The sequence below is a fragment of the Methanoregula sp. genome, assembly GCF_023227875.1.
In the GTDB taxonomy this organism is placed as follows: domain Archaea; phylum Halobacteriota; class Methanomicrobia; order Methanomicrobiales; family Methanospirillaceae; genus Methanoregula.
In genome coordinates this window covers 82,724-103,291 of sequence record NZ_JALOCH010000008.1, presented here as the reverse complement: position 1 = coordinate 103,291, position 20,568 = coordinate 82,724, and the positions used below count along the sequence as shown (strand labels likewise).

Here is a 20,568-nt window from a genome sequence, read left to right as displayed (position 1 = left end):
ATTTCAATATCACCTTATGTAGGTCATGTGGGATTCAATTGAATACCTTTATTTTTATTGAAAACGTTCACCTTTCTTATGAATATGATCTCAATAAATAAAACAAAAAAATGGAAAAATTCCAGTTTATTTTCGCGCTCCTCAAAGAAAGATGCATTCTATGAATTTTGAAGGGAGATATCTGACGGCATTTTTCGAATATTTATCAAATTGATTGCTATGATTGACTATTATTCAATTCTTGGTGTGTCTCGTGATGCTGATGATAATGAGATTAAAAATACTTACCGAAACCTTGTAAAAAGGTATCACCCAGATGTATGCAAGGAACGAGGTTCAGAGGAGAGATTTAAAAAGATTAATGAAGCATATGAGGCTCTGATGGAAGACCAAAGAACGGTCTCCACACTAATGAAATCAAGTGAGGATCTAATAAAGGCTAAACGATACGCAGAAGCTCTCTCGATGTTTGAGTCTGTCCTTGCCCTTAAACCAAGTAACATTGATGCATTAAAAGGGAAAGGCTCCATTCTTTTTCAACTTGGGAAATATGCAGAGGCAGTTTCTGTATATAATATCATTCTTTCGAAAACTCCAGAAGACCAAGTTATCTGGAACAATAAAGGGGTAGCCCTTGATAATCTCGGTAAATATCAAGAGGCAATTGTAGCTTATGAGCGTGCATTAAGGATCGATCCAAATTATGCAATGGCCACAACAAATCGAAATATTACCCTGAAAAAAATTCAACGTACTGATAACTCAGTCAAATCGACTTCTCATGAGGGATCATCAGAAAGATCAACAACCGGTGTTAACGTTGTAGCAGGATTATCCGCGATTTTCGCATTCATCACCACTTTAACTAGTCAGATTAAGGACGGTGTATCTTTTAGTATCGCATCTATAGTTACGGCATTGATTGTTTTTATTATAATGTATATTATTTTTTTAATCATCACCTATGTAATCTACTGGATTATCAAGAAAGCACATCCTGCAAGTGAAAATTGGGGTGTGTTATCGTGGGCTGCCGCAATTATCGGTGCTCCCATTGCAATAACAATCGTATTGTCAATTTTTGCAGCATTTATTTTTGGGATGGCGGGAAGTGATTCGAACTATCAGTGGGTGAAATACTCGAATTATGGGATATCCTTTAACCACCCTTCATCTCTTCCATTAAACACGAGTGCCGAAGGGTATTCAGAGGCAACATATTATAACGGAATGCTTCAATTCGACAATTCTGATGATGAAGGGATTGGGGTTCTATGGTTCCTAAAAGAGGATTCATTATCGCGTGATTCCGCTCAAAAGATATTTGCATCACTGTATACTGAGCTCCTTGCAGAAAACCCAGATCTCCAAATGAGTTCAATTCAAACGACAACACATTCTGGAAATACAGTGTATTTTGTGACGATGAATGGCCATGATATGACAGAGAATGGGAAAATGAGTTATAATTTCATGGCCATATGGGAGGATCTTCCGAGTCAACGAACTTTTATGATACTGACTGCAAGTTACAAGAGTCAGGATGATGCTCAAGTCCTATTTGACGGGGTTTTGAATTCATTTAAAGGCAATTAATGGAGAAAATGAAATGGTCTTTTCCAAAACAAACTGTATGATTACTAAAAATCAAAAGGGTTTAATGTCGATTGCATGTGTTATTCTGGTACTGTTTTTCATTTTCTCAGCGGGATGTGCGAGAGTTGCAGAATCAGCGGTTGAGTCTAAGGCCGCTGTTGTTGCTGTTAAAGGTGTTCAGCATATGAGTACTTATGTACCCGAGACAGATGTTGCTGATACATCGGTTGTCGATTCGATCCCCATTTTATCAAGGATGATTGTTGTTGAATACGATCACGTAGAGTATTACCTCCTTGCCGGGGATAAGGGGTATACATTTTCGATAAACGTCTCATCTTGTACCTCCCCGGTTGATGTTCTAATTATGGATCAGGAAAATCTCGACATATACCTGAATGGATTTGAAAAGGGAAACAAAGCCTCATTTAAGGGAACCATTCAAAAGAACGTAGTAGCATTCACTCGTAATTATCAGCTTCCTGCGCAAGGAAAGTATTACCTTGTTGTTGAGAATGCACAATTCCTTAATGATGGGGCAGATTCGAAGAAAACTGTGGTGTGTTTTGCAAAAATAAGATTACTTAAATAATAAAAAATTTTAATTATCTAAATAATTTTGCTCGCTAAAAATTTGCATGATTAATAATCAGTCTATCACACTTGCTATTGTGTTGGTGGTATAACAGAATCTGGTTGTAATTGTGGAATATCTTTGATTCCATCGCCCCGCTTCAACTCCTGAATCGCAGCATCCAGAGCAGCCCGCCGGGCTTCCAATTCAGCAATTACCGAGGTAGCCACCTGTCCTGAGGAACCTCCCTCGTTTCCCGGCTTTTCAGCTTCTGCGGTCTTTGTCGTTGCCTGTTCGTTTGTGCTCTCCACTACCGGAGATGTTACGGCCTCCTCTCCAAGGAGCTCCATTGTTCCTACTCGGTCAATGACCCCGAAGATTGGCCCGTCCTCTCCAACACCAACGACGTTCATGAGAACAAGGTCGTTGACTTGTAGTTCTAGTTTGTTTTTTGCATCACCCATCGTTACCACCTTTTAACATTAGTCAAATATCGATCAAACCGTGTTTTCGACTTGCTGCTCATTTCATGATATCACCTCAGGCTTTGAAAAAAAATCAACCGCTTCGAGGATCTGTTGGACAAATGCCTCGGAATGTAGTAAAGCGCGTTTGGAGCGGCGAGGGGCTTGGAGAGTAATCTCCGATTCCAACTCAGCATCATCAGGCAGGTTGCTCCCGATAATTGAGCTGATGGCAGCATCGCTCAGTTTCCATTTGGAAGGCAGCCCCTGGGCTTTTTTGAGGATTAACCCGTCGTAATACAGAGACATGTACGTCTTTCTGTCGAACCCGGGGAGCATGGCCGCTGCCGCGTAGGTAAATTCCGTTGCTTCAAACGCATAGTAGACCTCCATCAGCAAGTCCCACTTGTACCACCCGTACCCGCGCAAACCCGTTCCCATCGTTTCACCTCATTGAGATTGGGATTACATCAAGATCTGACGGTTTTTCTTCGGCGTCCAAGATCAGCTGCCACGATCCCTTCCGAATCAACTGTTCGCAAACGAGCCGATGCAGTTCAGGCAGATGCTGTAATTGGTTCAGGGTAATTTTTGGCATGTAACTCAACAATTACTTATTAGTCCTCTTCCCAAATAAGGCTCATTTATAACGTATTTTCAAAATTTGAGATAGAAATGGGGCTTTTTTAGATCACAAGAATGCTAAAAAAAGTGCGGTATCCAGCATAGATTAGTCCACATTTTTGACTTTCAGACGTTATCCTAAGCAGCATCTCCGTCGGGCGGCATCACGGGTCATTACAACACAAGGTTTATTCATATTGTGGTGTAATGGGGAAACGTGATTATATGAGTGAAGATACGAAGGGCAAGGAACCGAAAAAGAATATCAAGAAGCTGATTGTCGCGTGCTTGCTTGACAACGATGTGGCAAACACCGGCGGGATTGCCGACTATTGCGGTTTTAGCGGTACAACCGATAACAAGTACCGGTATGTCAGCAGACAGCTGGACGCGCTCGTGGAAGAGGGAATTATCGAGGCGATTGAGGATTACCGTCCGGAAGGATCACGATGGCGGAAAGGAACCGGCTATCGATTATACCGGGATTTTGATCACCTAGGAACGGTATGCTATGGTATTGATTACTATGAGGAACTCCGCCCAAAATTCCGGGAAAGCACATGGCTCCGGGAACTGATTATCGACAAGCGGATTCTCGAAGGAGAGGAAAAGAATGAGGAACTTCTCCAGCTTCTGTTACTGGCCTCCCCTACGTTCTTCAAGTTCTGTTTGCTTAATCCAGTTACCACAGAGACGCTATATCCATGGGATACTCCATCAAGCAACATCGGGTGGGTATGCCAAAAATTCTCTCTGAATTTCGATACCAATGAGGTAGTAAGTACTGATAACCGCCTCTTGGAAGTGTTCAGGTTTTGTATTTTTCAGGACTGGATGGAAACCAATCCGGATGGCGTTGTAGAAAGGGATCTTCAGATGTTCCTTTTCGGGATAATGCGGAAAGAAACGGCGGAAAACAAACGGATTCTGGATTCTGTAATGGGGATGGATACAACAACCCGGACGCAACCGGATAAACTCCCTGCACTGTTAAAACGCTATATGAAAAAAGAAAAATCAGCCGGCAACTGAAATATTGTGCCGGATCATTTCCATAATTTTTGCAAATTCCGGGGTCTTCTCAATCTCTCGTTTGATCTCTTCCATTGACAGGTCAATTTCTGCCGTCAGGGGTTTGGCACAGGTACGGCAGTACTCATCGGTGGGGGCATTCACTGTCGAACAGTGGGGACACTGGCGAGCCTCCATAGCTCGCTGTTTCTTCTCGTCCTTTCTGCGGATGCCCTGCTTGGCTAAAACTTCATCATCAACATCGGCATCCGACAGGTGGCAGTACGTCTCGAACATCCCCGTCCGAATGTTCCCCCACATCATTTTTTTAATGATGGTCTCGTTATACCCTTCCCGAACCATCGACGTGATTTTCGAATGCCGGAACAAATGCGGCGTGATTCGCTTCCGAATACCGGCGCGCGCTGCGATCTTTTTCAACTGAAGAGCTATCCCCTCGTAGCGGAGCGGAAGGCGCTTGTGAGACGTGAAAACCAGACCTTCGGATGATATAGCATACGGGTAATCATTTTTCCATTGGGCGAAATACGGCGTAGCAGCTACGAGCCGGACGTACCGGGGCTTTTCAGTCTTCTTGTTGGTATTGATGATGATACCATAATCATCAACCTTGATCTGGCCCCATGTCATTGTCCCAATCTCTTCGATACGAAAACCGCCTTCGTACAACATCGCGAGCAATGCCCTGTCACGAGAGCTCATACAGGCATCTATCATTTTATGGACTTCATCATCGCTGAGCATCATCTCGGCGGTTTTGGTCATCGTGTCCGTCCGGGGCACCTTAATCTCCCGGATATCGTCCTTCATTAGCAGGGAATACTGGTGCTTGATCATCCAGAGGAAAAATCGCTTGATGAAATTCAGAAAATCTCTCTGGGTGTTCTGCTTGTAGGGCCGGCCCTGAATCCTTGCATCTTTCAGTTTGTTGATCCCCAAGTAGAGATCGGTAATGCAGGCAGTTCTGAAGGGTGGAAGGTACCGTCTCCACGTGATGAGCGTGAAAATGATCTTATTCGCCCGACCGGTACTGATCCCCCTTGTAGCTTTCAACTCCGAGATAAATGCCCGGATCAATTGGGCATCTTCCGGTGTTAGGCGTTTTTCTGCTGTAGCCCTGTCGATAGAATGATCTGCATACTCCGCTTTCTGGCAGTGGAATGCCCGGTCTCGACTGGTGGGTGCAGGATCAATCCCTTTTCTCATTGCACCGGCGAAATCCGTGTGCATATGGATTAAGCTGACGCTGGGAGAATGCGTTGGAAAACCTTTGGGGATTCTGGTCTGAAAAGAAGATGCTGCTATGGGGATTCGAACCCCAGTCGTCGGCGTGAAAGGCCGACATGATTGGCCGGACTACACTATAGCAGCGCGCTGTCCTACCTAATTTCTCGTAACGTCATAAATAGGTTATGGAGCAAGCATATCCGGCTGGTCCCGGCAAACAGGGCCCGAGAGGAAATCCGGCAAACGAAAAGAGCAACAAAAAATTATTTCTTATTGATGGGGTAGCCTTCTTTCTCGGTTATGGGCTTGAATGCAGCGGCCAGCTGCCGGAATACCGGGCCGGGTTTCCCGGAACCGATCGTCCTCCCGTCACACCAGGTGATGGGGGCAACTTCTGCTGCGGTACCGGAACAGATCAGCTCGTCGGCCGTGTACAGGTCGAAGTACCCGAGGTTCTGCTCCCGTACCGTGATGCCGAGCGATTTTGCGATCTCGAGCACGACCAGCCGGGTGATCCCCCGGAGGTTGTTGAGCGTGGGGGGCACGATGATCTCGCCGTTCTTGACAATGTAGAGGTTGTCACCGGAACCTTCCGAGAGGTAGCCGTTCGTGTCAAAGAAGATCGCCTCGTCGCCGCCCTTGTAGTTCGCCTCGATCTTCGCAAGGATGTTGTTTAAGTAGTTCAGGCTCTTGACATTCGGGGGCAGGCACTCCGCCGGGTTGCGCCGGACCGAGACCGTGATGGCTTTCAGGCCCTTCTCGTACAGGTCGCCGTACATTGCGCCCCACGTAACGGCAATGACAACGGCCGAGGCCTTCGGGCACTTCCGCGGGTCAAGCCCGAGGTCGCCGACACCCCGGGTGAAGATCGGCCGGATATAGGCATCGGTCAGGTTGTTCCTGCGGAGCGTCTCGCAGATCGCCTCAATCATCTCTTCCTTTGGGACCGGGGGCGTGAGATCGATCGTCTTTGCCGAGTCATAGAGCCGGTCGATGTGCTCTTTTAGCCGGAAGACCCTGCCATTATAACAACGGATCCCCTCGAACACCCCGTCCCCGTACAGGAACCCGTGGTCAAAGACCGAGATCCGGGCCTGTTCTTCCGGCAGGTATTTCCCATCCAGATAAATGATCATGAAATGTGTATGGGGGGGCGGAGGTTTTGTAGTTTTTTCTTTTATTCGCGAGCGTAGCGAGCGGTCGCTTACGTTAGTAAGCGACGTGGAGCGGAGCGACTGGCCGGTTACGCCAGTAACCAGCTCGCGAGCGTAGCGAGCGGTCGCTTACGTTAGTAAGCGACGTGGGAGCGGAGCGACTGGCTGGTTACGCTTATAACCTGCACGCGAACGAAGTGAGCGGCCGGCCGGTCTGATCCATCAGCCGGCGCCGATGCCGGAACAGTGGCCTCGGGTGCACCGTCAACCGGACCGGCATGTGCACCGCTCCCGGGGCAGCACAAATGTTGATATATATCCAGCAGGTTATTTCACACTACAGCCGGTATCATGCCGGAAAGGGATGTGACCTTCGCATGACACAAAAATCCCTGGGACTGATGAGCGACCCCACCTGCACGTTGCCTTCCGGCGACGTGTTCCGGAAGATATTCGAGAAGATCCAGACGGGCATCCTGATCATCGACCCGGAAGCCCACCGGATCGTTGACGCCAATCCTCTTGCCGAGTTCATCACCGGCAGGAGCAAGGAGGAACTCCTCGGCAGCGTGTGCCACGAGTTTCTCTGCCCGGTCAAGCGCGGGGAGTGCCCCACCACCGACCTTCACCAGGAGGTCCGCAACCTGGAGCAGGTAATCATCAACAAGAACGACGAAAAGATCCCCATCCTCAAGACCGTGACGAAGGTTAGCATTAACCGCAGGGAATACCTGATCGAGAGTTTCATCGACATACTCGACCGGAAAAAGGCAGAGGAACGCCATATCGCCCTCATCGCGTACCTCTCGGAATCGATCCTCCGGGTCAAGAAACCGCTGGAACTGATGCACGAGGACTTTAACCAGCTTGCAGTCCTGGTGTCAGGCAGCGACTACGACGCGGAGGATATCCGGATGCAGCTCCAGCTCCATGCCAACAATTTGAGCCAGATCGTAAAGAACCTGGAAGAACTCCAGGCAAAAGCGGTCGGGGAAAAGCCCACGGATATCCCCCCGGAGTTCCGGGACTTTCTGATAGAGAAGTGACCGCAGATGGACGCACAGACACACGCGGACGAACCGGCAGAAAGCACGCTCTGCCTCATGCTTGCCCAGCCGGAGAATGTCCCGGAGATGAATCTGCTGGTCATGAAAAAGATCATAGAAAGTGGCTGTAACCCCCTTATCGTTACGGTCAACAAACCCAACAAGGTCCTTGCCAAGATATACGCAAAGGAAGGCATCACCCCCGATGCCTATTACGTGATCGATGCAGTGACCCAGTATTCCGGCGGGGAATGCACCCCCGGTCCGAAAGTGAAATACGTCACGAACCCGTCGAACCTCACCGACCTTGGCATCGCCATCACGGAACTCATAAAACAGATGCCCGCGGGGAAAAAATGCATCATGTTCGATTCCGTCAGCATGCTGCTCATCCACATTCCTTCAGTAATCGCCTCGAAATTCCTGCATTTTGTTGTCAACAAGCTGAAACTCTCTGATGTATCCGGCGTCTTTCTCTGTGCCGAAAAAGGACTCGACCCCGTGATATTGTCACAGATGAGTTCATTTGTGGATCAAATCATGGACTACGAAAATGTGGGAACAACTACCTGTATCCTGTAATGCTGCCGGGCCGGCCGGTCAGATCTTTTTTCTGCAGAGTTCCGCAAAGTGCCGGAACATCCCGGCACTTGCCACCGGGTGCAGGTGCGTATAACTGCCAATGGTATTACCGGAGACGGCACCGTCAAGGTTGTCCCGGATGCCGATGCCCCGCGAGAGCGTATAAGAAAACTTGGTGTCGTTGCCCAGCACGACCTCGGAATAGTGGAACTCGTGGCCGCGGAACGGTGCGCTGCCCATCGGGGAATCCGGGCCGCTTGTGCCCTCCACGTAACTGACAACACGCTTGGCCGGCATCCGGGTCTCACCTCTGAATACACCGCACATTGCCGAGGTCTGCTCGTCAGCACTGCCCTGCCAGCCTTTCTTCAGCACCATGCGCCCGGTCAGGTACATCAGCCCCCCGCATTCGGCATATACGGGCGTGCCGTTCCGGGAGATCTCGCGGACGGCCTCCCGCATCCGGTCGTTCGCTTCGAGTTCCTTTGTAAAGAGTTCCGGGTATCCCCCGCCGATGATGTAGCCGTCCGCGTCCGGGAGCCGGTCGTGGACCGGGCTGAACGGGACGGTCTTTACTCCACAGGTCGCGAGGATATCGAAGAGGTCGGCATAATAGAAATTGAAGGCCTCGTCCAGTGCAACCCCGATTTTTATGTCGGGTGCAGGGATTTTGTCGAAGAGTGTGGGCGTGTCACCGGCAGGATGGATCTCTTTCATCAGGGACTGGAGCCGGTCAAGGTCAACGTACTGCCCGATCATGTTTGTGATCGTGTCGATGCGTGCATCGAAGTCGCCCCGCCCGGAACCCTCGCGGTACGGGACAAGGCCGAGGTGGCGCATCGCGAGCTGCATCTCCTCCATGCGGGGGATGGCGCCTATGACCGGTACGTTGCAGTAATGCTCGATTGCCGCAACAGCCTTTGCCTTGTGGGACCCGCCCTTGATGTTGTTGAGAATGACCCCTGCGATCCGGACCTTCGGGTCGAATGTCTGGAACCCTTTGACAATTGCGGCGGCACTCCGCGTGATGCTCTGGGCCGAGACCACGAGCACGACCGGCAGGTCGAGTGCCTTTGCAATGGCTGCCGTGCTGCCGGTGTCGTCCAGTGCTTCTGCGCCTTCGTACAGTCCCCGGACTCCTTCAACAAGGGCGATGTCAGCGCCCCGGCACCCGAACCGGAAGATGCCCTGCACCTGATCGTTATTGAGCGTGAAGCTGTCAAGGTTCCGGCAGGGCCGGTGCGAGACCGCTGCAAGGTACGACGGGTCGATGTAGTCCATCCCGACCTTGAAGGTCTGGACCTTGTTCTTCTTCGAGAGGAGGGCCGCAAGGGCGAGCGTAATGCTGGTCTTGCCGCTGCCGGAACGGTCACCGGTGATCAGGACGGCCTTCATGTGAGGCTCCGGAGGACCGCCCCGAACTCGCTCTCCACAATCGAGCGGACGCCGAGGGTCTTCGGGTGCAGGTCGATCTCGACCATCACGTGCCGGTGCCCGATTGCGCGGAGCGGTGCCACCTGCCGCGGGCCGTTCGTGATGGAGAAGCACTCGATCCCGTTCGTGAACTCCGGCGGGATCGCGTGGGGGACACCGGTGATCAGTGCGAATGAGGGCCGGATCTCCTGGATCCGTCTCCCCAGTGCATCGCCGTTTGCGCCGTACTCGTCCAGCGCCCCGACCAGTTCCGCCTTCACGCCGCGGGCCGCAAGTTCCGTTGCGATCCGCTCCGCGTCCGCCCGGGTCTTGGGAAGTCCTCGCTGTTCCAGGTTGACGATGTAGGTCACGTCCGCGTCCGGGCAGACGTCATGGAGCGCGACAAGCGCATCGACAAACATGTACGCGGTCTCCTTCTTCGCGTTCAGGATCGCGACCCCTTTTGCGCCGGAACGTGTAAGCCGGAGGAGTTCCTGTGCAGCTTTATGCTTGAGGTCGCCGCGGGAGGCTTCGATGTACGGCTGTGAGGCGGCACCCCGCAAACGCTCGACCTCGTTTGCCTTGTTCATCATGTACCGCTGCCGGGTCAGTTCCTCTTCCGTGATCCAGCCGGCCTCGCAGGCCGCTTCGAGTGTCGAGATCACGCCGGCGATGTTCTCGATATATCCGGCATGGATATCCACGGCAATGGTCGGTGTAGTGATCCCCGACCCTTCAATGGCTGACTGGAGGTCTTCGCCAATGATCATCGCAACGCAGGTACCCACGACCGCCATGCGTTCCGGGTGGAACGTGTCCTCGGCATACCGGAGCACGTCTTCGAGTGGTTTCTGGCCGCCGAAGATGAACTCGTTGTCGGCAAGGGAGGTGGTGAGGACCCGCATGCCGTCCTCCTCCAGTAGCCGGGCGTGCTTGAACGAGCAGCCGGAGGGGCCGTGCAGGATCGCGACATCGGCCTTGAGGTCGCGGGCAGTATAGAGGGCGGCAACGATCGAACTCGGGCGGGGGTGCATGTACTTCATCTGATCACTCATCTCCAGGTCTTGACGGCAAGGACAACCGATCCCTGTGTTGTTTTTTGTCGTGCCATGGTATAACCTTCTTGAAGTGTTTCCACGCGGGCGGTGGTCTGCGGGACATGACGCGGTTCTTCCGGTGTGCTGTTGTCCGGGACCCGGCCGACCCGTACCAGGTGGACCGGGCGGATCGCTTCGATCGCAGCGAGCTGCTGGTCGTACGCGAATCCTTCGCAGACCGCCCCGTCGCCTTCCTGCTGGCCGATGACCAGCGTGATCTCGTCCCTGCCGGATGCATTCCGTGCGTACTGCGCCGCATCGATGGTCGTGTCAGCGTTCGTCCCGCTGTTCGCGTTATCGACAACCAGCACATCGCCATCATACCGGGCCGACATACGACCGGGGAGCGCGGTGAATGATGCCAGCGGAGCGGGATCGATCCCCATCATCGCGGCTGCAGCGGCTGCAAGCACCAGGGAGTCGCGGTACGCCGGCAGCGCAAGGAGAGGGCTCGTGAACCGGCGGGTGGTACCTTCCCGTGTGATGGTGCATTCCGCTCCCTCGCATGATGCGACATCTTCGATATGGACGACACCCCCCGTGCGGGCGGACGGGATTTTTTCCGCAAGCAGGAGGCGCCGGCAGTGTCCTGTGGATGCGGTCTTGGCCTCGATTGCGGATTTTTTTCCCGCAGCGAAACGGTAGTCATCAGCGGACGTGATGATCCCAAGCGATCCGGCACCGGTGATGCCGAGCGACTCCTCGGCGATCAACCATCCATTGATCTCCAGCGCGAGTTTCACTGATGCGAGCACCGAGCCGGGTGTGATGCTGGACCGGGAGATAAGAATTTTTTCCGGGAACCGGAAGGTGCCGGAGGAGGTGTGCAGGATCCCGTTGCCCGGCATCAGCGAGGCGAGGGCGTGTGCGGTCGTCGTCTTGCCCCGTGCGCCCGTGATCTCCACCATCACTTCAGGTACGTTATTGCCAACAAGCTGCCGCACGGCTTCATGGTGGGTGATCACCGGCACCCGGGCCGCTTTCAGCAGCGGGTAGTCTGGATCGAGATGCACGGGAGCAACGATCAGGTCATAGGGCCGGGAAAGGGCTGTCTCAACAGTGACCGGACTCTCGCCGCGGTACACGTCCACGAGATCGACGTTATCACCACGCGACAGAAAAGCATCGCCGATTGCGTTCCCGCCGTGGATCGTGTCCAGCACCAGGATCTGCATAAAAAAGGTCAGAGGTTGGAGAGCGCTGCATTCGCTTTCTTGACCATGAGGTCGGCGAGCAGGGGGTCGCTGCCAATCGGGTCGGCATACACGAGCGGTATCGTCTTGCCATTGAGCACGAAATTGCCTTTCTTGGTCCCTTCGGGCAGGCCGATCTCGCCGGGAATGTCCTTCTCGATATGAACACCCTTTGCAAGGAAGAGGGGGACGACGACCAGCGCATCGATCGGCTCGGTTTTGAATGCCTCCATCGATTCCTTGATCGTCGGCTTGTTCATGTTCATGAAACCGCATTTGACAATAAAATCGGCATTGTTCGACCTGATGAAGGCAGCAGTCTTCTCAACGAGTTCCTGGTTATAGGGCATCGTGCTTCCGTGCCCTACGAGTAACATTCCCTTCTTGCTCATGTATGTAACTCCGATGTGATGGTGTTCAGGCGTTTTTTTGAATAAATCCGCCTGATTTGTGTTCGACTTCCCGTATGCCGAAAAACCAGCATGAGAAAACACTTAGTATGAAAATATACCTGTAATCGTAATAACTTTCTTGTTTTGATCGCGACCGCGGGGACCTCGTTGCCGGGGGATCCTGATTTCATGTTATTAACCCGTACCAACGGGTTTTTTCTCTGCGGGCATCGCACCGGTAACCAATGAGTGATTTCGAGCGGGAGATCGTCCACTGCCTGAACCGTTTTTTTGTTGCCCACCATATCCAGGGCTTTGCGTACCGGCTCAAGCAGCACAAATTCACGAGCCAGTACGTGGACGTGCTCGTTGATTCGCTCAACCCCTCGTATTACCTGTCGATCGAATGCAAGTCGATCATTGACAGGAAACTCTATTTCTCGCAGCACTTCCATTCCGATAAGAAAAATGTCCACCAGGTCGACGCGATCTCGGACTTCCTTGCAAAGACCGGGCGGATCGGGTACCTTGCCGTGGAGTTCCGGCAGGGGCCGGGAAAACCAAGCGAGGCGTTTCTGATCCCGTGGGCAACCGTTGTCGCACATTTTAAGGAGAACAAGGGGATCACGGTTGACGATGCCCGGGCGGGAGTTGCGCTGTCACGCTCGAAAGGCGGGTACGTGCTGGAGAAGATGTAGGACTCTCATGACTCTTTAACGGGTCGAAGAATAACTTTGCAATTCTGCTCCTGTCCGGGTCCATGCCACTCATCAAATAATCCTGTGGTTCGCTTCGCCTGCCAGCGGGCATGATAACATGCGAACGATATATTCGAAGACCCTTCGCTCGCGGTCTTCGAAGAACTTCGTTCTTCTCCTGCTTCGGGTCTGATGACCCTCAGCATTCTCCAGTCCGGGTCCAAGCCCCTCATCAAATAATCCTGTGGTTCGCTTCACCTGCCAGCGGGCATGATAACATGCGAACAATATATTCGAAGACCCTTCGCTTCACTACGGGTCTTCTCTGGTCCGGGTCCATGCAACGCCTCATAAAATCCCATGCTCTCTTCGTTCGCATGGGATGAAGCGTGCGCATGAACCCGGACAAACCCAAAGTAATTTCATCCGGCATACTCAACGAATATGAATCTATGATGGATGCATTCGATCGCTTCGGGCTGCTCATCAACGACCGTGTGGTCAGGACGCCGGTAGCGATTGCGTCTATGGCCGGCATTGTGGATGCGGCCTACCTGCTTGAGCGGGCTGATCATATCGGTCTTGGTTTTATCGGGGGGTATTCCATTGACCGGCCGACCATGGAGGCCGCCCGGTCTGTGGCATCAGAAGGTGACCGGAAGGAGTTCATTTTCGAAGACCCGGTTGCCGAGCTGAAGGCGCAGGTTGCGAAGATGGCGGACAGCAGCGTGATCCCCGGGGTCAGCCTCCGCGGGAGTTCGCCGGAGGCATTCCGTGCGGTTGCACGGGCACTCGGGACAGCTGTTGTGTACGAGATCGATGCGCACTGCCGCCAGCCGGCGATGGTCGAAGCAGGTGCTGGCGAATACTACCTGAGGCACACGGAGAAACTCCTTGCCGAGGTCCGGGCGCTGAAAGAGGAGGGCGTCACGGTCTCGGTGAAGATCCGGTCCGGTGTTGCGGACGATGACCGGGTCCTTGCAGAGAACCTCTGGCACGCAGGTGCGGACATCCTCCACGTGGACCTCATGGACTCCGGCACGGCAAAACTCCGGCAGATCCGGAACAGCTGCCCGCTGATGATCATTGCCAACAACTCGATCAACAATTTCGACCGGATGCGGGACATGCTCTCCCACGGGGCGGACATTGTTTCGCTTGCCCGGCAGTCCGATGAGAGGACGCTTGCGGGGCTCGATGCCGCGATCACGCGGTATGCGGACGAAGAGGGGTGGTATAATTCCCCCAAGCAGCTCTGCCGCGGTGGTGATATACGGGCGCTTACCTTCTGCTGTATGCCGGTGAAGGAATGCCCGCTCATCCCGATGCTGTCGAGAATCGACCTGCCCCGCGATGAATACATCCAGATGAAACTGAATGGGGTGAAGGGGACCCCTCTTGATACCGGGAGCCAGACCTGTTTTGGCAGCCTTGCCTGGTGCTGCAAGACCTCGTCTCCCTGCATGTTCCGGGACATGACCTTAAAGCAGGCGGGCCTCTCAAGGAAAGAGTATATGCGGCAGAAACGCGATCTCTCTGATACCATAATGGGGCGTATATTCCATGACGTGTCTCCGGATGAACGCAGTTGAACGTGCGCAGCTCGCCATGATGCTCGAGGTCTCGGCCTACCCCAAACCGGGAAACGTGGACCGCTGCCATGATTACCCGGAGACGCGGCTGGAGCACTTTCTTGCGTCCACCATCTTTGCCCGGCCGGCGTTTGAAGAGGCAGAGCGGGGGCAGGGGAGGATTGGCGAGATCATCAAGCACGCGGTCCGCGATACCAACTGCCATGACGGGGGGAACACGCACTTCGGCGCATTCATCCTGCTCATCCCGCTGCTCTACGGGAAGGATATCGCGGGGGCCCTCGCGGCAGTTGCAAAGACCGATTCATCCGATGCCGTTGCGTTTTACAAGGCCTTCGCGATGACGTCCGTGAAGATGCACGCAACGGACGAGCTCGACGTCAATGACCCCCACACGCTCACGCTCATCCGCGAGCGCGACATGTCCCTCCTGGATGTGATGGAGCACTCCGCGAAAAACGACATGGTTGCCCGCGAATGGGTGACGGGCTTTCACCTGACCCGGCGGGGTGCCGACCTGCTCAGGGAGATCGGGCCGGGCAGGGATGCTGTTGTCCGGACGTTCCTGACACTCCTTGCAACCGAGCCGGACACGCTCATCGTCAAAAAGCACGGCGGCGATGTTGCACGGGAGACGATGATGGCGGCCCGGGACGTGCTGGAGGGCAGGAGGTCGGCAGAGGACCTCGATGCGGAGTGCATCCGGAGGGATATCAACCCGGGATCAACTGCCGATATCCTCATTGCGTCCATCTTTATTGCCCTCGGGGAAGGATGGTCATGGGACTCCTGAAAGGCGGGATCAACGAAATTATTGCGACCACGTCGTTCAATGCGGCACCGATGGGCATCCATCTCCGGGACGGAAAGATGACGATGGTGCTCTTTGCCGGGAGCCATACGGCAGAAAACATCCGGAAGGACGGGTGGCTTGTTGCAAACATCATCCATGACCCGGTCCTGTACGTGAAGACTGCATTCGGGGACCTCCCCCATGAAATGTTCGTCAACGAACCGGTAGGTGGCATCACCATGCAGCGCCTGGCCGGGGCAGATGCGTGGGCTGCATTCACCGCAACGATCGAGCGCACAACAACGGACGCGCTCGTGGTTTCCCTCACGCTGAAAAAGGAGATCATCGAAGAAGCGGTCATCCGTCCGGTCAACCGGGGCTTTGGCAATATCATCGATGCAACCGTGCATGCAACCCGGTACCAGAGGACCCGTGACAAAAAATTAAAGGAACTGATCGATTACCATGCCGGCATCATCCGGAAATGCGGGGGCAAACGGGAACTTGCCGCACTCGAACTTTTAATGGGATTTATTGCAAAAAAACCCGAATAAGCCGTTTTTTGCTTATTTTGCAGTCGGACAATCATTAAATATCTTGGATCCCTACTTCTGCATAATCCACTAACCCCGGGAGGATTTCATACAGAAACCATGACAATGCGGCCGATGACCCGGAAAAGGCAGATGCTCTTCGATGTCTGTATCATCGCAAGCATCCTCGCCGCTGTTGTCATCACCTATGCCAGTTTAAGCCGGGGTATTTATGATGTCTTCCCGTACTTTTATCTCATCCCGCTTATCCTGATCGCGTTTGCCCGCCCGAACCTGAGCATATACGGTACCGTTGCTGTCGGCTGGCTGTACCTTCTCCTCGTCGTTCTCATCGGGATACCGGATATCAAGACCTACACGCTTGCCACGGTCTGGTTCTATATCTTTGTCTCGCTGGGCGTCCTCATCTCAACCTATTCCCAGGTCTATCGCAAGGAAGGTGAGAAGAGCTGCGGTGCATACTACAACTCGCAGGCCGGTGTCTTCAGTTATGACCGTCAGAGCTTCAGGATCCGTGACGCGAACCGGAAATTTGCCCACATGATCCGGTACGAATGCGATGATCTGATGACAAAATCCCTGCCGGATCTCATCCCGGACCGGGAGGAGCGGGAGAACTTCATCAACAAAGTACGGGACCTGCGGAGAGTCGGCGATATCGAGGTCCGGTTCCGGGCATGGGACGGGAGCATGCGGTGGGCGCTCGTTTCGGCCGCAGAGACCGGTGAGCCCGGTGTCATCTGTACCGTGGTTGATATCACGGACAACAAGCTGGCACAGGAAGCCCTGACGCAGGCGAACAAGAAACTGAACCTGCTCAACAACGTCACGCGACATGATATCCTCAACCAGCTGACAGCCCTCCTCGGCTTTCTCGAGATCTCAAAACAGGACACGAAGGATCCCAACCTGATGAAATACCTGGTAAAAGAGGAAACGGCAGCAAATGCGATCCGGAACCAGATCCTCTTTACCCGTGATTACCAGAACATCGGGGTATACTCACCCCACTGGCATAATGTAGCCGAGACCGTTGCCCTTGCAACGGCGAGCATCGATTCCCGTGCAATCTTTATCCGTGCAAATATCCCACCCTACGAGATCTATGCCGACCCCCTGCTTGAGAAGGTGTTCTATAACCTGATCGAGAATTCTATCCGTCACGGGGAACATGTGACGGAGGTCTCCCTCAGAACCGTTGAACGGGCGGACAGTCTTGACATCATCATCGAAGATAACGGGGTCGGTATCCCGGAGGCCGAGAAAGAGAAGATCTTCCGGCGGGAATATTACAAGAATACCGGCTTTGGCCTCTTCCTCTCGCGGGAGATCCTGGCAATAACGAATCTTACGATTCGTGAGACCGGGACGCCCGGCCAGGGAGCCCGGTTTGTCATCGGCATCCCCCGGGAACATTTCCGCTCTGTTTCCGAGCATAGTGAACCGGAACCCAAAAAGACCTGACTCTCCTTGAAAAAACCGGAAGAAGATCTCACCCGGAAAATTTGAAACGTCTGAAACAATCAGCAGACCCGGGGGACCGGGTCGCCCATCGGGGGTTCGATAAAGCGTTCGCCACCGATTACAGTTTCCATGATCACGTGCGCCCCTTTGGACACGGTACCGATAATGGTTGCATCTTTCCCGTACTTGTGGGACCGGAGGGCTGCAAGGATTTCCTCGGTATCCGCTGCCGGGATGCCCATGACCACTTTTCCTTCGTTTGCCACTTCGAGCGGGTCGATGCCGAGCATTGCGGCAGCGCTCTTCACGCTCTTCCTTATGGGGACCTGTTCTTCCCTGATACGCACACAGACGCCGCCCTTCCGTGCCATCTCGTTGATGGCGCTTGCAAACCCGCCGCGGGTCGGGTCTTTCATCGCGTGGATGGTGCCTGCCTCAAGTACCTTCTCCATCATGTTCGAGAGCGGGGCCACGTCCGAGAGGATCTGTTCTCCCAGGTCGAACCCTTCGCGGTGGGCCATGATCGCAAGGCCGTGATCGCCCAGCGTTCCCGAGACGATGATCACATCGCCGGGGACAAGCCCGTTGTCCCGGACTATCGTCTTTGCAATGCCGATCCCTGCGGTATTGATCGCGATACCATCGAGTGCACCGCGTTCCACGACCTTGGTGTCCCCCGTGACAATGCTCGCTCCTGCCTCCCCGAGCGCTTCGTCCATGGAGGCAACGATCCGTTCCAAGTCGGTGGTTTCGAAGCCTTCCTCAAGGATCATGCCGCAGGAGAGCGCGATTGGGCGGCCCCCCATCATGGCAAGGTCGTTGACAGTCCCGCAGACCGAGATCCGGCCGATGTCGCCGCCCGGGAAAAAGATGGGGCGGACAACATGGGAATCGGTGGTGAAGACAAGATTTTCTCCCCCGAACGGGATGACGGCCCCGTCGTCCATGGCCTCAAGTCCGATCCCTCCGGCATTATTGTGCGTAAATTTTGTGAGCGTCTGGAGTAGTTCGCCCATCACTTCGCCGCCGGCACCGTGCATCATGTTGACTTTCATGTCAGTCATCCACCTCGATTTCTACGTTTGTGACAACGATCTCCCTGCCCTTCACCAGTTCCGGCAGCGCCCCGCACTTCGGGCAGACATAGATCTCGCTGCCTGAATATCCGCAGGGACATCGTGTCTCCGGCTGGACTTCGTGGCATTCCAGCACTGCCTGCAAAAAAAGGGGATCGTCTTCCTTGATCGTATCGAACAGGTACACGACCTGTTCCGGGTTCACCATCGCCATCTTGCCGATGTCGACATTGATCTTTTTTACTTTTGTTGCCTTGTGTTCGTGCGCTGCCGTACGTGCAGTTGCATACAGGTCATACGCGATCGAATACTCGTGCATCAGTTCTCCAGTGCCGCGTAGACCTGTTTGAAAATTTCACGTGTCTCCAGTCCCTCTTCGCGGGAAAGCCGCTGGATGGCAAACCCGACATGAACGAGCACGAACTCGCCGACCTTTACGTCAACGAGATCGAGCCGGACTTCCTGCCGGAGATCGCCATAGTCCACGAGACCGATGTTTCCCTCTTTTATTTCAATGACTTCCGCGGGAACTGCAACACACATTGATGATCCACTCTTGTATCTGACAGCTCATATGGGCGTTCCAACCACATAAAAACGATGATATCGATACCGCCGTGACCTGCAGGTCAGCGGAGGAGAAACTCATCTAAAAAATACCTGAAACGGTGCAGGAACGTTACCTGACAAAATGTGCAAAACGCCGGGGAAGAGATTTGAACTCTTGAGGTGCAGGGCACCAGTAGCTTTCAAGGCTACCGCCTTCCCGGACTAGACTACCCCGGCAGTGCTCCATATGTTGGTTTCGGGATATAAAAAAGGCTTCTTATATCGAATGGATCGCGGGGCAATTCTGATCCGGTGGGGAGTGAATGCCGGTGAGAGTTTTTAGTCCGCTTTTTTCAGGGCGAGGAGTACCGCTGCCAGTCCCGCCGCGAGGACCGGGATTACCGGAATTACCGGTGCCGCCCGGGGAGTTGTCTCTCCGGATCCTGCGGCCTCAAAGGGGGCAGGCACGGTCGGGCTTATCTCAACGGAATTGACATTCTCGCCATACAGGATCACATTGTCGGCGACCGCATACATATAGGGATAAACTTTGACGTAGATGGTCTTTCCGTTGCCCTGGAATAATACCTTTTCCGCGGTCTGTTCCCCCCGGTCGTTCACCATGTGAAGGACACCGAGATCGTCGATGTACTCGATCACCCAGTCAAGGGATTTCGACGTATACAGCGTGACCGGCCCGGTGCCGGTGCTGACGATAAAATATGCCGGTGAATCGCGTGACGAACGCGATTGTGCAGAGAGCACAACAAGGTTTCCTGTACCGGTTGTTATCGGGGTATATGCCGGGGCAGTTCCCCCCTCGGTGAGGGTTGTAATTGTCCGTGACCCGATGTACCCTTTTGAATCAATGAAACTGACCTCGTAGGTGCCGGGCAAATCGATCGGTATTTCAGCAGCAAAATGTGCGTTATTATCGGTATTGATGTACTGCGGGCCGAATACCACGAGGCCATAGGGGTCGATCACTTCGATCTGGATGCCGGAATCCTCGAGTCCCTTGATCTCCCCGGCAATATAGATCTTCCCGGTAAAACTCTGGGTGAGCGGGTAGGTCATCGTGATCTCTTCAGACCGGTCATACAGGGTAACGAGTCGCATGGAAATGGAATCTCCGCTGCCCGGTGAGGGGACCTCGACCTTATACATGCCCGGTTTCAGGCCGGTGGTATCAAAAATCGCCTTGAATGTTTTGTCGGACTGGACGGTCACCGGCAACCGTTTTATCTGGGACGTTGTCGTCATCTGGTGATACAGCACGACATCGATGGTAGTCCCGACGCCGATTGTAGTTGAACCGGTCACGACAAGGGGTTTTCCGACAGCAAGGGAATCCGGCGCGTCAATATATACCTTATACGCCGAAACCGTGCCCGACAGAAAGAGAAGTCCTATCAATAACAGGACGATCTTTTTCATCTATATCAGAT

General features: G+C 53.5%; 22 protein-coding genes and 2 tRNA genes. 10 read left to right on the top strand and 14 right to left on the bottom strand.

The annotated features are described in order from the left end of the window. The first annotated feature begins 219 nt into the window (after positions 1-219). Both M0R30_RS10020 and M0R30_RS10015 read left to right on the top strand, forming a co-directional pair. Positions 220-1,596 carry a DnaJ domain-containing protein gene (locus M0R30_RS10020; protein WP_292546412.1) on the top strand — a complete coding sequence of 459 codons (1,377 nt, stop codon included), beginning with the start codon at positions 220-222 and terminating at the stop codon, positions 1,594-1,596. A gap of 13 nt (positions 1,597-1,609) precedes the next feature. Further along, positions 1,610-2,188 carry a hypothetical protein gene (locus tag M0R30_RS10015; RefSeq protein ID WP_292546410.1) on the top strand — a complete coding sequence of 193 codons (579 nt, stop codon included), beginning with the start codon at positions 1,610-1,612 and terminating at the stop codon, positions 2,186-2,188. 74 nt (positions 2,189-2,262) lie between these two features. On the opposite strand, the gene M0R30_RS10010 is transcribed toward M0R30_RS10015, so the two are convergent. Together M0R30_RS10010 and M0R30_RS10005 are read right to left on the bottom strand one after the other, a co-directional pair. After that, positions 2,263-2,634, bottom strand: a complete 372-nt coding sequence (locus tag M0R30_RS10010) for a hypothetical protein (RefSeq protein ID WP_292546408.1) — start codon at positions 2,632-2,634, stop codon at positions 2,263-2,265. Between the two features lie 63 nt (positions 2,635-2,697). Next, the gene (locus M0R30_RS10005) at positions 2,698-3,075 is read right to left on the bottom strand and encodes a hypothetical protein (protein ID WP_292546406.1); all 378 of its coding nucleotides are present in this window, start codon (positions 3,073-3,075) and stop codon (positions 2,698-2,700) included. Between the two features lie 408 nt (positions 3,076-3,483). On the opposite strand from M0R30_RS10005, the gene M0R30_RS10000 reads away from it, so the two are divergent. After that, complete coding sequence (locus tag M0R30_RS10000) at positions 3,484-4,290, top strand: hypothetical protein (protein ID WP_292546404.1); 807 nt, start codon at positions 3,484-3,486, stop codon at positions 4,288-4,290. On the opposite strand, the gene M0R30_RS09995 is transcribed toward M0R30_RS10000, so the two are convergent. The 3 genes from M0R30_RS09995 to ilvE form a co-directional block, all read right to left on the bottom strand. Next, entirely contained in the window at positions 4,276-5,496 is a 1,221-nt protein-coding gene (locus M0R30_RS09995; RefSeq protein ID WP_292546402.1) for a tyrosine-type recombinase/integrase, read from the bottom strand. The two genes, M0R30_RS10000 and M0R30_RS09995, sit on opposite strands and share 15 nt — an antisense overlap. Positions 5,497-5,586: 90 nt before the next feature. After that, positions 5,587-5,661, bottom strand: a tRNA-Glu gene (locus M0R30_RS09990). A 119-nt stretch (positions 5,662-5,780) separates the two neighbouring features. Continuing rightward, positions 5,781-6,653, bottom strand: a complete 873-nt coding sequence (gene ilvE / locus M0R30_RS09985; RefSeq protein ID WP_292546400.1) for a branched-chain-amino-acid transaminase — start codon at positions 6,651-6,653, stop codon at positions 5,781-5,783. A gap of 395 nt (positions 6,654-7,048) precedes the next feature. Here ilvE and M0R30_RS09980 point away from each other — a divergent pair, with 395 nt between their 5' ends. Beyond that, the gene (locus tag M0R30_RS09980) at positions 7,049-7,717 is read left to right on the top strand and encodes a PAS domain S-box protein (RefSeq protein WP_292546398.1); all 669 of its coding nucleotides are present in this window, start codon (positions 7,049-7,051) and stop codon (positions 7,715-7,717) included. A gap of 6 nt (positions 7,718-7,723) precedes the next feature. After that, positions 7,724-8,299, top strand: coding sequence for a hypothetical protein (locus M0R30_RS09975; protein ID WP_292546396.1), 576 nt, complete (start codon positions 7,724-7,726; stop codon positions 8,297-8,299). An 18-nt stretch (positions 8,300-8,317) separates the two neighbouring features. On the opposite strand, the gene cfbB is transcribed toward M0R30_RS09975, so the two are convergent. From cfbB to cfbA, 4 genes are read right to left on the bottom strand one after another with little or no spacing between them, the layout of a single operon-like run. Further along, on the bottom strand, positions 8,318-9,694 hold the full coding sequence (cfbB, locus tag M0R30_RS09970) for a Ni-sirohydrochlorin a,c-diamide synthase (protein WP_292546394.1): 1,377 nt from the start codon (positions 9,692-9,694) through the stop codon (positions 8,318-8,320). After that, positions 9,691-10,755, bottom strand: coding sequence for a Ni-sirohydrochlorin a,c-diamide reductive cyclase catalytic subunit (gene cfbD, locus M0R30_RS09965; RefSeq protein WP_292546392.1), 1,065 nt, complete (start codon positions 10,753-10,755; stop codon positions 9,691-9,693). The genes cfbB and cfbD overlap by 4 nt, the downstream gene beginning before the upstream one ends. Before the next feature lie 8 nt (positions 10,756-10,763). After that, complete coding sequence (gene cfbE, locus M0R30_RS09960) at positions 10,764-11,984, bottom strand: coenzyme F430 synthase (RefSeq protein WP_292546390.1); 1,221 nt, start codon at positions 11,982-11,984, stop codon at positions 10,764-10,766. Between the two features lie 8 nt (positions 11,985-11,992). Continuing rightward, positions 11,993-12,394: a sirohydrochlorin nickelochelatase gene (gene cfbA, locus M0R30_RS09955; RefSeq protein ID WP_292546388.1), complete on the bottom strand. Its 402-nt coding sequence runs from the start codon at positions 12,392-12,394 to the stop codon at positions 11,993-11,995. Between the two features lie 245 nt (positions 12,395-12,639). On the opposite strand from cfbA, the gene M0R30_RS09950 reads away from it, so the two are divergent. The 5 genes from M0R30_RS09950 (at position 12,640) to M0R30_RS09930 (ending at position 17,495) form a co-directional block, all read left to right on the top strand. Next, positions 12,640-13,092 (top strand): Holliday junction resolvase, encoded by a 453-nt coding sequence (locus M0R30_RS09950; protein ID WP_292546386.1) that lies wholly within the window; start codon positions 12,640-12,642, stop codon positions 13,090-13,092. A gap of 452 nt (positions 13,093-13,544) precedes the next feature. Then, positions 13,545-14,684 (top strand): methanogenesis marker 9 domain-containing protein, encoded by a 1,140-nt coding sequence (locus M0R30_RS09945; protein WP_292546483.1) that lies wholly within the window; start codon positions 13,545-13,547, stop codon positions 14,682-14,684. Beyond that, positions 14,671-15,477, top strand: coding sequence for a triphosphoribosyl-dephospho-CoA synthase (locus tag M0R30_RS09940; protein WP_292546384.1), 807 nt, complete (start codon positions 14,671-14,673; stop codon positions 15,475-15,477). Before M0R30_RS09945 ends, M0R30_RS09940 begins: the two co-directional genes overlap by 14 nt. After that, positions 15,465-16,031 carry a DUF447 domain-containing protein gene (locus tag M0R30_RS09935; protein ID WP_292546383.1) on the top strand — a complete coding sequence of 189 codons (567 nt, stop codon included), beginning with the start codon at positions 15,465-15,467 and terminating at the stop codon, positions 16,029-16,031. Before M0R30_RS09940 ends, M0R30_RS09935 begins: the two co-directional genes overlap by 13 nt. 99 nt (positions 16,032-16,130) lie before the next feature. Then, complete coding sequence (locus M0R30_RS09930; protein ID WP_292546381.1) at positions 16,131-17,495, top strand: ATP-binding protein; 1,365 nt, start codon at positions 16,131-16,133, stop codon at positions 17,493-17,495. A 59-nt stretch (positions 17,496-17,554) separates the two neighbouring features. Here the strand turns inward: M0R30_RS09930 and hypE are convergent, their stop codons facing one another. From hypE to M0R30_RS09905, 5 genes are all read right to left on the bottom strand, one after another. Further along, positions 17,555-18,550 carry a hydrogenase expression/formation protein HypE gene (gene hypE / locus M0R30_RS09925; RefSeq protein WP_292546481.1) on the bottom strand — a complete coding sequence of 332 codons (996 nt, stop codon included), beginning with the start codon at positions 18,548-18,550 and terminating at the stop codon, positions 17,555-17,557. Between the two features lies 1 nt (position 18,551). Beyond that, positions 18,552-18,890 carry a hydrogenase maturation nickel metallochaperone HypA gene (locus M0R30_RS09920; RefSeq protein WP_292546379.1) on the bottom strand — a complete coding sequence of 113 codons (339 nt, stop codon included), beginning with the start codon at positions 18,888-18,890 and terminating at the stop codon, positions 18,552-18,554. Next, a complete protein-coding gene (locus M0R30_RS09915; RefSeq protein WP_292546377.1) occupies positions 18,890-19,114 on the bottom strand; it encodes a HypC/HybG/HupF family hydrogenase formation chaperone in 225 nt (74 codons plus the stop codon). The genes M0R30_RS09920 and M0R30_RS09915 overlap by 1 nt, the downstream gene beginning before the upstream one ends. Before the next feature lie 158 nt (positions 19,115-19,272). After that, positions 19,273-19,357: transfer RNA gene (locus M0R30_RS09910), tRNA-Ser, on the bottom strand. A gap of 102 nt (positions 19,358-19,459) precedes the next feature. Beyond that, positions 19,460-20,557, bottom strand: a complete 1,098-nt coding sequence (locus tag M0R30_RS09905; RefSeq protein ID WP_292546375.1) for a hypothetical protein — start codon at positions 20,555-20,557, stop codon at positions 19,460-19,462. Between the last annotated feature and the right edge of the window lie 11 nt (positions 20,558-20,568).